Origin of the sequence: Chryseobacterium oryctis (genome assembly GCF_025971925.1) — a bacterium.
GTDB lineage: Bacteria > Bacteroidota > Bacteroidia > Flavobacteriales > Weeksellaceae > Chryseobacterium > Chryseobacterium oryctis.
Map to the genome: position 1 here is coordinate 147,933 of NZ_JAPDHV010000004.1, position 13,182 is coordinate 161,114.

13 protein-coding genes and 1 tRNA gene are annotated in these 13,182 nt (G+C 31.5%); 10 read left to right on the forward strand and 4 right to left on the reverse strand.

Translation table 11 applies throughout. From position 1 onward, the window contains the following. Positions 1-96 precede the first annotated feature (96 nt). The 7 genes from OH806_RS10360 (at position 97) to OH806_RS10390 (ending at position 6,677) form a co-directional block, all read left to right on the forward strand. The gene (locus tag OH806_RS10360; RefSeq protein ID WP_264743606.1) at positions 97-519 is read left to right on the forward strand and encodes a PaaI family thioesterase; all 423 of its coding nucleotides are present in this window, start codon (positions 97-99) and stop codon (positions 517-519) included. Positions 520-612: 93 nt separating this feature from the next. Beyond that, positions 613-957: a phage holin family protein gene (locus OH806_RS10365; RefSeq protein ID WP_264743607.1), complete on the forward strand. Its 345-nt coding sequence runs from the start codon at positions 613-615 to the stop codon at positions 955-957. Positions 958-1,106: 149 nt separating this feature from the next. Further along, positions 1,107-3,101, forward strand: coding sequence for a S9 family peptidase (locus OH806_RS10370; protein WP_264743608.1), 1,995 nt, complete (start codon positions 1,107-1,109; stop codon positions 3,099-3,101). A gap of 164 nt (positions 3,102-3,265) precedes the next feature. After that, positions 3,266-3,763, forward strand: a complete 498-nt coding sequence (locus tag OH806_RS10375) for a DNA-deoxyinosine glycosylase (RefSeq protein ID WP_264743609.1) — start codon at positions 3,266-3,268, stop codon at positions 3,761-3,763. 116 nt (positions 3,764-3,879) lie between these two features. After that, positions 3,880-4,131 (forward strand): hypothetical protein, encoded by a 252-nt coding sequence (locus OH806_RS10380; RefSeq protein ID WP_264743610.1) that lies wholly within the window; start codon positions 3,880-3,882, stop codon positions 4,129-4,131. Positions 4,132-4,361: 230 nt separating this feature from the next. After that, positions 4,362-5,750: a dihydrolipoyl dehydrogenase gene (lpdA, locus tag OH806_RS10385; protein ID WP_264743611.1), complete on the forward strand. Its 1,389-nt coding sequence runs from the start codon at positions 4,362-4,364 to the stop codon at positions 5,748-5,750. A 126-nt stretch (positions 5,751-5,876) separates the two neighbouring features. Further along, positions 5,877-6,677 carry a patatin-like phospholipase family protein gene (locus OH806_RS10390; RefSeq protein WP_264743612.1) on the forward strand — a complete coding sequence of 267 codons (801 nt, stop codon included), beginning with the start codon at positions 5,877-5,879 and terminating at the stop codon, positions 6,675-6,677. A 40-nt stretch (positions 6,678-6,717) separates the two neighbouring features. On the opposite strand, the gene OH806_RS10395 is transcribed toward OH806_RS10390, so the two are convergent. The 3 genes from OH806_RS10395 to OH806_RS10405 all read right to left on the reverse strand — a co-directional run bounded on the left by OH806_RS10395 (position 6,718) and on the right by OH806_RS10405 (position 9,068). Continuing rightward, positions 6,718-7,434 (reverse strand): ABC transporter ATP-binding protein, encoded by a 717-nt coding sequence (locus OH806_RS10395; RefSeq protein ID WP_264743613.1) that lies wholly within the window; start codon positions 7,432-7,434, stop codon positions 6,718-6,720. Positions 7,435-7,516: 82 nt separating this feature from the next. Further along, positions 7,517-8,080 carry a hypothetical protein gene (locus OH806_RS10400; RefSeq protein WP_264743614.1) on the reverse strand — a complete coding sequence of 188 codons (564 nt, stop codon included), beginning with the start codon at positions 8,078-8,080 and terminating at the stop codon, positions 7,517-7,519. Between the two features lie 911 nt (positions 8,081-8,991). After that, positions 8,992-9,068: transfer RNA gene (locus tag OH806_RS10405), tRNA-Arg, on the reverse strand. Between the two features lie 128 nt (positions 9,069-9,196). Between OH806_RS10405 and OH806_RS10410 the strand changes: the two genes are divergently transcribed. The 3 genes from OH806_RS10410 to OH806_RS10420 are packed head-to-tail and all read left to right on the forward strand — an operon-like array spanning position 9,197 to position 12,904. Then, positions 9,197-10,174, forward strand: a complete 978-nt coding sequence (locus OH806_RS10410) for an ABC transporter substrate-binding protein (RefSeq protein WP_264743615.1) — start codon at positions 9,197-9,199, stop codon at positions 10,172-10,174. A 41-nt stretch (positions 10,175-10,215) separates the two neighbouring features. Next, positions 10,216-10,860 (forward strand): monofunctional biosynthetic peptidoglycan transglycosylase, encoded by a 645-nt coding sequence (mtgA, locus tag OH806_RS10415; protein ID WP_264743616.1) that lies wholly within the window; start codon positions 10,216-10,218, stop codon positions 10,858-10,860. A 13-nt stretch (positions 10,861-10,873) separates the two neighbouring features. Next, positions 10,874-12,904: a site-specific recombinase gene (locus tag OH806_RS10420; RefSeq protein WP_264743617.1), complete on the forward strand. Its 2,031-nt coding sequence runs from the start codon at positions 10,874-10,876 to the stop codon at positions 12,902-12,904. Here OH806_RS10420 and OH806_RS10425 read toward each other — a convergent pair. Further along, positions 12,882-13,178 carry a hypothetical protein gene (locus OH806_RS10425; RefSeq protein WP_264743618.1) on the reverse strand — a complete coding sequence of 99 codons (297 nt, stop codon included), beginning with the start codon at positions 13,176-13,178 and terminating at the stop codon, positions 12,882-12,884. The two genes, OH806_RS10420 and OH806_RS10425, sit on opposite strands and share 23 nt — an antisense overlap. Positions 13,179-13,182 lie beyond the last annotated feature (4 nt).

Here is a 13,182-nt window from a genome sequence, read left to right on the forward strand (position 1 = left end):
AACGAATAGTATTGGCGATTTGTCATGCTAGCATCTATTTAATACCAAAAGCATTTCTAAAATTTTGTCATTACATTTACATTTTAAATTCAAAAAATGACACCTGAAAAAAGACAACTCATTACAGATAGCTTCGCTCGTTCTGAAATTTTAAAATTTTATAAAGCAGAATTGTTGGAAGTAGAAACGGACTTTGTTTCTATCAAAATTCCTAAAATGGAATTAATGACCAGAAAAGCAGGAATGTTCAACGGAGCGATGATAGCATCTTTAGTTGATGTTTCTTCAGGATATGCTGCGGTAAGCCATTATGAAAAAGATTGTTATGTTGTGACTGTGGAGTTGAAAGTCAATTATTTAAGACCTGCAATCGGTGATGCTTTGGTTTCAAAATCTTATGTGATAAAAGGAGGTTCAAAAATAAGTGTTATACGAACAGAAATCTATGTTATGGATGACGAAGAAGGTTCGGAAACTCACGTCGCAACTTCTTTAGTTACGATGATGAAAATTAAATAAGCTGAAAATTATCAAGAATACTCTATTAAAGCCGTATTTTGTTCTAAATGGAATAGGTTTTGTAAGATAAAATCAATTATAAAAAATAATACTATGAACTTAATCGTCCGATTGCTTGTAACTGCAGTAGTTGCATTTCTTTTAACTAAAGTTTTACCTGGTGTACATTTCGAAGGTTTTGCTACAGCCATTATTTTTGCTATTGTTTTAGGGGTTTTAAACCTGGTTGTTAAACCGATTTTAAGTCTTTTCGGATTACCTCTTACGATTTTAACGTTAGGTTTTTTTGCTTTGGTAATCAATGCTGCAATTGTTCTTATTGCTGATTATTTCATAGATGGAATGGTTGTAGATGGTTTCTGGTGGGCTTTTGTATTCAGTATTTTGCTTTCCATTATTACATCTTTGGCAAACTCTATGTTTTCAGATAAAGATTAATTTAAGATTTAACTTTAATGATAAAAAAATCCGTCAATTTAATTGATGGATTTTTTATTTTTTATCAATTTGAAAACTAAATGTTAATTTTTTCGGTAATTTTTATGAGAAATATTAACTTTGGCAATCGTTGAATTAAACAAGAATTTATGAAACTTAAGTACAGTCTGCTGGCTTTGGCAGCTCCGCTTTTAATGAATGCACAACAAGTAATGACGCCTGAAATTCTTTGGACTTTGAAAAAAGTAGGAGTACAGGCAGTTTCGCCAGATCAGTCTTCGCTTATTTATAAAGTAGGGCAAGTAGATCTCAAAACTGAAAAAACAAAAAATGAGAACTATTTCTTAAACGTTCTTAATCATCAATCAGTAAAAATAGATTTCGGAAAAAAAGCACTTATTCAGTGGGATAAAAACGGGATTTACGCTCAGGAAGGCGATAAAATTTTTCTTTCGAAAGATAACGGTAAAACTTGGTCAGATTTTTACACAGTCGGAGAAGTTGATAATATCGTAATTTCTCCGGATGGTAAAAAAATAGCTTTCAGTAAGCAGGTTTTGGTGGAAAAATTAATGGGTAAAGATAAATATGCAGATACACCCAAAACTACCGCACAAGTTTATACAGACCTGAACCATAGACATTGGGACTATTTTAATGAAGGAAAATACAATCATGTTTTTGTGGTTGAAACATCAAAAAGTGTAGATGCTGCAAAAGATTTATTGGAAGGTAAAACTTGGGATTCTCCTCAAAGACCTTTCGGAGGAGCAGAAGATTTTATCTGGAGCCCAGATTCTGCACAACTTTTATATGTTACCAAACCCAAAAGCGGGAAAGAATACGCAACAAGTACCAATACAGATATTTTTGCTTATGATTTGGCTTCAGGAACAACAAAAAACCTCACAGAATCTAATAAAGGATATGATGTAAACCCAAAATTCAGTCCTGACGGAAAGTCTTTAATCTGGCAAAGTATGGCTAGAGACGGCTATGAAGCAGACAAGAACGATATTAAATTAATGGATTGGAAATCTGGAAAAATATCAAACTTAACGAGTGGTTGGGATGAAAGTGTTTCCGGAGATGTTTTCTGGAGTGCAGATTCTAAAGCAATCTATTTTACAGCAGCATTCAGAGGTACTAAACAATTATTTTCATTAGATACAAAGAGTTCTAAAGTTCAGCAACTCACAAAAGGAGATTTTGACATCAATGAAATTTTTGCTGACCAAAAAAGCTCATTATTAGTTTCTAAAACAGACATTAATCATGCTTCTGAAATATTTTCTGTTAACATTAAAAACGGAGAATTAAAGCAAGTTACTGATGTAAATAAAGAGGTTTATGCAAATCTTAATCAAGGGAAATCTGAACTTAAGATGGTGAAAACTTCAGATGGAAAAGAAATGGGAGTTTGGTTCCATTATCCACCTAATTTTGACCCGAATAAAAAATATCCGACATTAGTGTATTGTCAGGGAGGTCCACAATCTGCTTTAACACAATTTTTCAGCACAAGATGGAACTTTTCTTTAATGGCAGCAAATGGTTATATTGTAGTTGCACCAAACAGAAGAGGAATGCCGGGTTGGGGTACAAAGTGGAATGAGGAAATCTCAAGAGATTGGGGAGGACAACCTATGAGAGATTATCTTGCAGCAACAGATTTTGCTAAAACTTTACCTTATGTAGACGGTGAAAGAGTAGCGGCTGTAGGAGCAAGTTATGGAGGATATAGTGTATTTATGTTAGCAGGAATTCACGAAAACAGATTCAAAACTTTCATAGCTCACGACGGATTGTTTGATATGAAATCTTGGTATCTGACAACTGAGGAACTTTGGTTTGCCAACTGGGATTTGGGTTCGCCTTGGGAAAAACCTCTTCCAAAAGCATATACAGAGTTTAACCCGAGTAATTTTGTTGATAAATGGAACAAACCAATCATGATTTTTCAAGGCGGAATTGATTTCAGGGTAGGTTATGAGCAAGGGCAGGAAGCGTTCCAGGCTGCTAAACTGAAAGGCCTTAAATCTAAATTAGTTTATTTCCCGAACGAAAATCACTGGGTATTGCATCCACAAAATGGTTTGGTTTGGCAAAGAGAATTTTTCGATTGGTTAAAAGAAACATTGTAAATAAAATTCCCCTCTTTGGAGGGGTGTCAAAAATTTTCAATTTTTGACGGGGTGGTTCTTAATAATTATTTTAAAAAAATAAAAAATCAATAGTAACGGGTTATCTAGCCCGTTTTTTTATGTGGTATTTTTAAAGATTTTAGCCTAATTGTTATATTTGAATTATGCAAAACAGAATTTCGTCTTTTGCTCCCATTATTAATCAGGATTCTAAAATTTTGATTTTGGGTTCAATTCCGGGAGTGAAATCTTTGGAAATGCAGCAATATTATGCTCATCCTCAGAATAAATTTTGGAGAATCATTTTCGAATTGTTCCAAGAAGAATTTACGGAAGATTATAATCAGCGAATTCAGGTTATTCAACAAAATCGTATTGCACTTTGGGATGTTATCGATTCTTGTGAGAGAAAAGGAAGTCTTGATTCCGAAATTAGAAATGAAGAAGCTAATCAAATTCCAGAGCTTTTAAAAGAATATCCCAATATCAAAGCAATATTTTGTAATGGAGGAAAATCGTATAAAAGTTTGAAGAAAATGTTAGGAAAAGATTTTCAGGTTCCTATTCATTTAATGCCTTCTACAAGTCCGCTGCACACGATATCTTTTGAAAGAAAAATAGAAAAATGGAAATTGATTTTAACTTTTATGGATAAAGATTGAAAATTAATGGTAATGTTTATCAGTTAAATACGGCATGATATATGTAATATTTATTGTGAACCGAATGAATTTGTTTGATAATTAATCAGTTGAATTCATTCAATAAAATAAATGTCATGAAAAAGTTTTTTGTATCAATACTATTATTAGTTGGATTGTCAATGACTATTTCAGCTCAAAAACTTCCACCACATCCAACAAAAAAAGAATTAATAGAGCATAAAAGAAAAGAATTAGACAAAAGGTATAATGCAGAAAAGAAACTGATTTTGGAACATCCGCTTGCTACAAAGCAAATGAAACGAGACCAGTTAAAGGCTTTAACTGATAAATACCAGAGTCAGAAAAAATTGCTTAAAAAATTGTAATGAAAGAGATTTTTTGCAAATCCTGAAATCAAAATTGTTAAATTTCTATATTCATGAATTTGTAAAATTTTTAATTAAAAATAAAATTTATTGAAAAAGAGAGTGTTTTATGCTCTCTTTTTTTGTTTAAAATTCATGTGTTTTTAATAAGTTATGCATTGTATGGTAAATTCTTACAACTATTATACATCCAATAATTTTCCTTACATTCGCATAAAAATTTTAAACTAATGAATTACGATATTATTGTCATCGGAAGTGGTCCTGGTGGATATGTTACAGCTATTAGAGCGTCACAATTAGGTTTTAAAACTGCAATTATCGAAAAAGAAAATTTAGGGGGAATTTGCCTTAACTGGGGATGTATTCCGACTAAAGCTTTATTGAAGTCTGCTCAGGTATTTCATTATATCAATCATGCTGAAGATTATGGTTTGAACAAAGTGGAAGCTAGTTTTGAGTTTCCGAACGTAATTCAGAGAAGCCGTGGTGTTGCCTCTAAAATGAGTAAAGGAATTGAGTTCTTGATGAAAAAGAACAAGATTGATGTGATTTTGGGTACAGCAAAGGTGCAAAAAGGTAAAAAAGTTTCTGTTACAGATAAAGACGGAAAAGTAACTGAATATTCAGCAAATCATATTATCATCGCAACAGGAGCTCGTTCTAGAGAATTACCAAACTTGCCTCAAGATGGTAAAAAAGTAATAGGATACAGACAAGCATTATCTCTTCCTGAGCAGCCAAAATCTATGATTGTTGTAGGTTCTGGAGCTATCGGAGTAGAATTTGCTGATTTTTATAATACAATGGGTACAAAAGTGACTATTGTAGAATTTATGCCAAACATCGTTCCTGTTGAGGATGAAGAAATTTCTAAACACTTAGAAAAATCTTTGAAAAAATCAGGAATCGAAATTATGACTAATGCTTCTGTAGAAAGTGTTGATACAAGCGGAAACGGAGTGAAAGCTAATGTAAAAACAGCAAACGGAAATATTACTCTTGAAGCTGATATTTTATTATCTGCTGTAGGTATCGCTGCAAATATTGAAAACATCGGATTAGAAGAAGTTGGAATCCAGATAGATAAAGGAAGAGTGTTAGTAAACGAATGGTACGAAACTTCTGTTCCTGGTTATTATGCAATCGGTGATATTATCCCAACTCAGGCTTTAGCGCACGTTGCTTCAGCGGAAGGTATTACTTGTGTGGAGAAAATCAAAGGAATGCACGTTGAGAAAATTGACTACGGTAATATTCCTGGATGTACTTATTGTCACCCTGAAGTTGCTTCTGTCGGTCTTACAGAGAAGCAGGCTAAAGAAAAAGGATATGAAATTAAAGTTGGTAAATTCCCTCTTTCTGCAAGTGGAAAAGCTACTGCTAACGGAAATACAGATGGTTTCATCAAAGTTATTTTCGATGCTAAATATGGCGAATGGTTGGGTTGCCACATGATCGGTGAAGGAGTAACTGATATGGTTGCTGAAGCTGTTGTAGCAAGAAAACTTGAGACAACAGGTCATGAAATCATTAAATCTGTTCACCCGCATCCAACAGTTTCTGAAGCTATCATGGAAGCTGCTGCTGCTGCTTACGGAGAAGTTATTCATATTTAAACATTATATCAAAATAAAATATAAACCACAGATTTTTTCTGTGGTTTTTTGTTGGAAGAATTTTAAATTTATCATATTTATAAAAATTAATCTGAGTTTATCATACTCTTTTCTTAATTTTAATCTATGGAAAGTGAAAAAATAGGATTAGTATTATCTGGTGGAGGAACAAAAGGTATTGCACATGCGGGAGTTTTAAAATTTTTAAATGAAAAGAATATCAATGCTGATATTTTAGCATGTTGTAGTGCTGGTTCTATCGTTGGTTCACTGTATGCAGTAGGTAAAACACCCGAAGAAATTTTAGAGTTCTTTAATTCGATTTATTTTTTTAACTGGAAGCATTTTACTTTCAATCAGCCGGGATTGGTTTCTTCAGTGATTTTTAAAAATTATTTAAGACCAATTTTTAAAGATATGAAAATTGGAGATTTAGATAAAGAACTGAAAATTGTAGCAACAGGACTGGTTTCTGGAACAGAAAAAATTTTTGATGAAGATTTTAAAGTGATGGATGCTATTATTGCTTCATGCTCTATTCCGGGGATAGCAACACCTTATATTTTGAATGATGAAATGTATTGTGATGGAGGAGTGCTGAACAATTTTCCGGCAGATATTATTCGTGAAGATTGTGATAAACTGATAGGTATTTTTGTATCTCCGCCTCATGAAATTCAAATCAATGATTTGAAGTCGATTAAAGCTATTGTTTCCCGTTCTTATGACCTGCTTTCTTACAGGATAGAAAAAATAAAGTTTGATTATTGTGACTGGTTTATTTCTTCTCAGGAATTGTCAAGTTACGGAACATTTGAAAGGAAAAAAGACCGTTTAGAAGAAATATTTAATATTGGCTATAATGCAGCCAAAGACAGTTTTGAAGATAGTGGTTTTTACACGGCTTTAAAACCATCCGGTACATAAAAACAAAACTCTCGTCCTGAAACGAGAGTTTTTTATTTTTTTAGTTATGCGCTATTTCTACAGATTGGGTATAATTGGCAAAAGCTTCTTCTAAGCTGCTAAATTTCCCTTTAAATTCATCAATAGGACAATCTTGAAGAATGTTCCCTTTGTGAATAAGAATAACGCGAGAACAAAGGGCTTCTACTTCCTGCATGATATGTGTCGAAAGTAAAACAGTTTTTTGTTGCCCGATTTCTTTTACAACATTTCTTATTTCAAGAATTTGGTTTGGATCTAGACCATTTGTCGGCTCGTCAAGAATCAGTAAATCCGGTTGATGTATAATTGCCTGAGCGAGACCCACACGCTGTTTGTAACCTTTAGAAAGCTGTCCGATTTTTTTAGATTTCTCTGGTGTAATTCCAACCAATTCTATAACTTCATCTACTCTCGATGCCGAAATTTTATGAATATTTGCGACAAATTGCAGATATTCTTTCACATACATTTCCAGATATAAAGGATTATTTTCAGGTAAAAAACCTATTTTTTTCTTGCTTTCGATTTCGTGTTCAGAAATATTTCTATTATTAAAAATTATTTCACCTTCATCAATTTTTAAAGCACCAACAATAGATTTCATCAGAGTTGATTTACCAGCTCCATTCGGCCCTAGAAGACCAATAATTTCATTTTTTTCTATTGAAATATTAATATTATTAAGTGCAATTTGTTCACCGAATTTCTTGGTTAAATTGTTTATTTGAAGAGACATATTTTTAACAATCTTTTTCACAAAAATAAAAATAAAAAACTCATCCGATAGAATGAGTTTAGTATATTTTTAAAAATTAAAATTATTTTTTTGATTTTTTGTCTTTACCACTAGATGCAGGAGTTGCTGCAGAGGCTTGACTTGAGTTTGGTTTTGAAGAGTTTACATTGTTAATGGTAGTCGGTTTGTCGTACAGTGCAGACTTTCCTGTAGATTTTCCGAAAATCTTATCAATTTGTTTTTTATTCAAAAATTGCGATTTCCCTACGTATTTTCTGTTCTTATTGATGAATTGAATAAACTGAACAGTGGGCTGACCATAATTTTTTTCAAAATGGAGTTCAACGATATCATTGGGAAGTTCCAAAGTAGTATTTCCAATTGGAGGGTCGATAAAACCATCAGAAATCAATTTGTATAAACTCTCGACATCAGAATTTAGGTTTAAAAAAGAAAATGATCGAATGGTATTGAGATTACTGGTATTAATATCTTGATAATTGATTGTGAATTTATCGTCTTTTTTATATAAACCAACGGAATTATCTTTACCAATTTCCACCAAAGTTTCGTTTTTCAATATTTTTATTTGTGAAAATACAGAAATACCGAACATACAAGTAAATAGTAGAAGTATTTTTCTCATTTGACTGGGTTTTAATGTTTTATATAATTGGTGTACTTCATTTTAATAATAAAAACTCCTAAAATTAGCCTTTATTACCTAAAGCAAAAGTAACAATTTTTTTTAATATCAATAATGTTTAAATTATCAATATTACTTATTTTATTTAATATAGTTTATTAAGTTAACTCTTTATTAGTGGGGTTTTTCATGAGTTTGAATGGAATTATTATGTTAAACTGAATTGTTGTTTGTTTAAAATAATTTATTTCTGATTATTAATCCCGATTTACTGATTAACTTTTAATCTAAAAAAACAAATTTTATATAATTGATTGTTAAGTCTAGCTTTATACAATATATGCACCAAAAATGTCAGACTAATTATAAATTAATGTTTTTGAAAGTGTTTGAGCTTTTTGAAATAGGTGATGTGTTGTAAATTAAACTTTTTCTCATGTGTGTATTTTAAAAATTAAAGGTGCAAATTTAAATAAAAAATAATTGTTGATTTATACCAGTCTTTAATTTAATATGAATACATGTTTTTATATAACTTAATTTCTTAGGTAAAAACGTAAGAATAGCCTTTAAGTATACTTCTACAACTTCAGCTTCTTCTGGTCATGTCTCAAATTTAGTGATGGCTATTTCAACTTCAAAGTTGGTGGTGTTTGGTTCAGTATTAGCGATGACGATTTCAATATTTGCATTGGAAAGTTTAATATGATTGATGATGACTCCCCGCTCTGCGAATTTTGTAACTTTGCGAATGTAAATAAAAAAAACTCGCGTTTTGCGAAGTTTTCCATTTTATAATGTAGCTATATTTCTATTTAAGAAATCTTTATGTTTTTTGTGGATGAAAATATTAATCATTTTAAAAGGAATAAAAAAGCGTCACTTATCTTTAAGTGACGCCATTTGGCTTTTGGTGAGCTCGACAGGATTCAAACCTGTAACCTTCTGAGCCGTAATCAGATGCGCTATTCAGTTGCGCCACGAGCCCGTTGTTTCCTTGTTGTTTTAAGGTTTGCAAATATAGCACTTTTTTCTTTTCTTTGAAAGATGAAGCTAAGAATTTTACTATTAATAGCATTTTTTACGCTAAACTCCTGTAAAAGAGAACAAAAAAAAATGTCGTCGGATTGGATCTCAATATCAAAAAAGGTTCAATATAAAGAGAATACGAACGTTTTGGAGGTGAAATCAGGGAATTATACTTATAGTTTTAGGTCAGAACAGGTTCCTTTTAAGAAAATTGTTATGTTGAATGCAAGTTTGATAGGATATATTTCTGAATTAGATGCTGAGAATCTTATCGTAGGAGTTTCGAGCCCTGAATATATTTATTCGGAAAAGATTCAAAATTTAATTAAGGAAGGTAAAATTCAGTATGTGGGAAATGAGCAGAAATATGATGTTGAAAAAATTATTTCCTTAAAACCGGATGCCATTTTCACAAATCATGTTGCAAGTTTTGATAATACTTATGAATTACTTAGAAATAACGGAATTCAGGTTATTTTTTTAGATGAATACTTAGAACAGAAACCGTTAGAAAAAACAGGATATATCAAACTTTTTGGTAAACTGCTTGGAAAAGATAAAGAGGCAGAAGCAAAGTATCATGAAATTGAAAAAAACTACAATAGTTTAAAGCAATTAGCAGCAAAGTCATCTGTAAAACCAATCGTTTTAGCGAATGAAATGTATGGTGATATTTGGTATCTTCCTGGTGGAAAAACGTCTTTGGCTAATTATATTTCTGATGCTAATGCTCATTATATTTTAAAGGATAATAATGACGAAAAGGCTGTTACAATGAGTTTTGAAGAAGTTTTTGCTAAATCTTCTCAGGTTCAATATTGGGTAAATGCCGGAAGTCATACATCCAAAAAAGAAATGGAGAATGTTAATCAGTTTTACAATAAACTAGAGGTTTTCAAAAAAGGTAAAGTTTACGGAGTTGCTCATAAAGTAAAGCAAAATGCAAACGATTTTTATGAAAGCGGAGTGGTAAGATGTGACCTTGTTTTACAAGATTATATTAAAATTTTTCATCCTGAACTTTTAACCGATAAGCAATTCACTTATATGTCAGAATTAAAATAACTCGACAGATTTCCTTATTTTTGTACTTTCTTTTTAATATTATGTGGAAAAAAATTAAACAATTTCTGTTTATAGTTTTGGTACTCAATGTAGTATTTGTTGTTTGGGGGAGATTCTTCAATCCGCCTATTACAATCACTCAAATTGGAGGGCTTTTTGAATATGGTAAGCTGAAAAGAGACTATATTTCTTATGATGAAATGGGAAATAATGTAAAGAGAGCCGTAATTGCTTCTGAAGACCAAAAATTCTTTATCCATAATGGTTTTGATTATACTGCTATTGAAAAAGCAATGGAGCATAATGAAAAAGGGAAAAAAATAAGAGGAGGAAGTACGATTTCACAACAAACGGCTAAAAATATTTTTCTTTGGCAGGGCAGAAGCTGGTTTAGAAAAGGGTTGGAAGCAGTTTATACTTTTATTATTGAAAAAGCTTGGGGCAAAGATGTTATTCTGGAAAGGTATCTGAATTCAATAGAAATGGGGCAGGGAGTTTTTGGCGTAGAAGCAGCGGCCGAATATTATTTTGGAAAACAATCTAAAGATCTTACAACTTCTGAAGCAGCTTGGATTGCTACCGTTTTACCCAATCCGAAGAAGTATGATCCCAAAAATCCTTCTGCATATTTAAGGAAGAAGCACAATTGGATCATGAGACAAATGAGGAATGTAAGTTTGAAATAGTATCTTTGTACTAATGAAATTTTTTAATTCCAGTATAAGTTTTGATTCGGTTCTTAAAAAATACTTTTCATTTAAGAACGAAACACTTTCTCTTGACCCTTTTGCAGAGTTTTTAGATAGTGTTAAAAGAGCTGATTTTACTGATGTTCTTAATTTTTTCAGAAATAATCCTGTTATTACTGAAAATTTTAAACATTATATTCATCATATTTTTGAAGAAAAATCTTTCAATTTATCTTTGACAGAAGCTAATGTTTTATCAGAGAATGCTTTCTTTCCCGAACTTAAAAAAAGGATTATTAATACGATTTTACCTCCGGTTGTTAATGAAAAGACGGTTTGGTATATGATTGATAATGTAAGTTTGAGTCCTAAAAAAGATTTAAATTATCTTCATAATCTTCCTGAAAATGAGATTGATGAATTTTTCAATATTCTTGAAATTTCTGATTTTATTAGAAAGCCAAATGTAAAAAAAGAACTGATTTTTGCCATGAATATCCTTTCTTGGCGTGTGACAGGAGCAGCGTTGGAAGTTGAAGTAGTGAGAATGGCTCCGGAATATCGAAATTTTGATAATCCGTTTTTAGCGTTACAGAACGAGTTGGAAAATCTTGCTGATGAATTCAATAAAAATATTATTAATCAGTTAAGTTCTAAAGACAGCCGATACAAACAAATAAAAATATATATTGAGCAATGTCTTGAATTTGTAAATATTGCTTTCAAAAACTCATCTAAATATGGTATTTCAGGGAAAATCAACCAATCTCTTCTAAAAATTCGTCAACAGATACAAAGAATTTTTGAAATCGTTCAGTTGCTTATTGTTGATGAAGAAAAAGATGTTTCTATCAAATCAAAACAGTTGATTTTTAATATTTTAAGTTACAAATCTCATAAAAATAATATTACAGAATTAATCAATGATAGTACAAGATTAATTTCTCATCTTATTACAAATCACACAGCAGAAACGGGAACTCATTATATTACTTCAAGCCGAAAAGAATATATGAGTATGTTCTATAAAGCAAGTGGTGGTGGTATTATTGTAGGAGCATTGTGTGTCTTGAAAATGCTTTACGGATATGTTCCCGGAAGTGATTTTTCACATGCATTCTTATATTCCCTGAATTATGCGATGGGATTTATTATGATTTATCTTATGGGCTTTACTTTGGCGACAAAACAGCCGGCGATGACGGCTGCAACCATGACCAAAGTTTTATCGGAAGAAGGAAATAACAAAAAAAATAATACAGAATTTGCTCATTTGGTTTCAAAATTATTTCGAAGCCAATTTATTGCATTTGTAGGGAATGTTTTACTGTCGTTTCCTATTGCTTTGGCAATAATTTATGGATTGGATGTGTTTTTCTCTCAGAATTTGGCAACCGACAAATCAGATAAATTACTGAAAGATTTAGATCCGTTTAAATCTAAAGCTATTTTACATGCAAGTATAGCTGGTTTTTATCTTTTTATTTCTGGGATTATTTCAGGAAATATAGGTAATAATTCTGTCTTTTATCAGATACCGGAAAGGATTGCTAAGAATATTTCTATAAGAAGAATTTTTGGTAGAAAATTTGCAAAAAGTTTGTCAAAATATTACGCTAAAAACTGGGCGGGAATAGCTTCAAACTTCTGGTTTGGGGTTTTTCTTGGTGCAACAGCTCCGGTTGGCTTGTTCTTCGGATTAGATTTAGATATTCGACACATTACTTTTGCTGCGGGTAATTTTGCGCTTGGTCTTTATGGAAAGGATTTCTCTATTGATTTGTATACTTTCTGGATCTCGTTTGTAACTGTATTTTTGATAGGATTCTTTAATTTCTTGGTGAGTTTCAGTTTGTCAATGTTTTTGGCGTTCAGATCTAGAAAGCTAAACTTTGGACAGGTAAGTGAGATTTATAAAGAAATCTTCAAATATTTCATGAAGCATCCTTTAAAATTCTTTTTGCCATTACGTTCAAGATTAGATAAAAAAGCAGACGAATTAATGAGCAATACAGTTTCTACAAAATCTGAAGATCATTAAATTTGTCTTCCCCAAATTTTGCCTGAAATTTCTTTAAATAAAAGCTTTTTCGCATTTTAAAATCGTTTTTTAAAAGAGGTGAATCTATTTCGATAATAATACATTTATCTTCAATATTCACGCTTTTTATTTCGGTGAAAAGACTTTCGTCTAGATAGTCTTCAAGAAAGTCTTTGATTTCAAAAGCTAATAATTTACCTTCAAAACCATGAATTTTTGCAAAAGCTTTTACCAATTCAGAGGACTGGAATTCTCGTTTTTTATTCTTCTTCATTGCT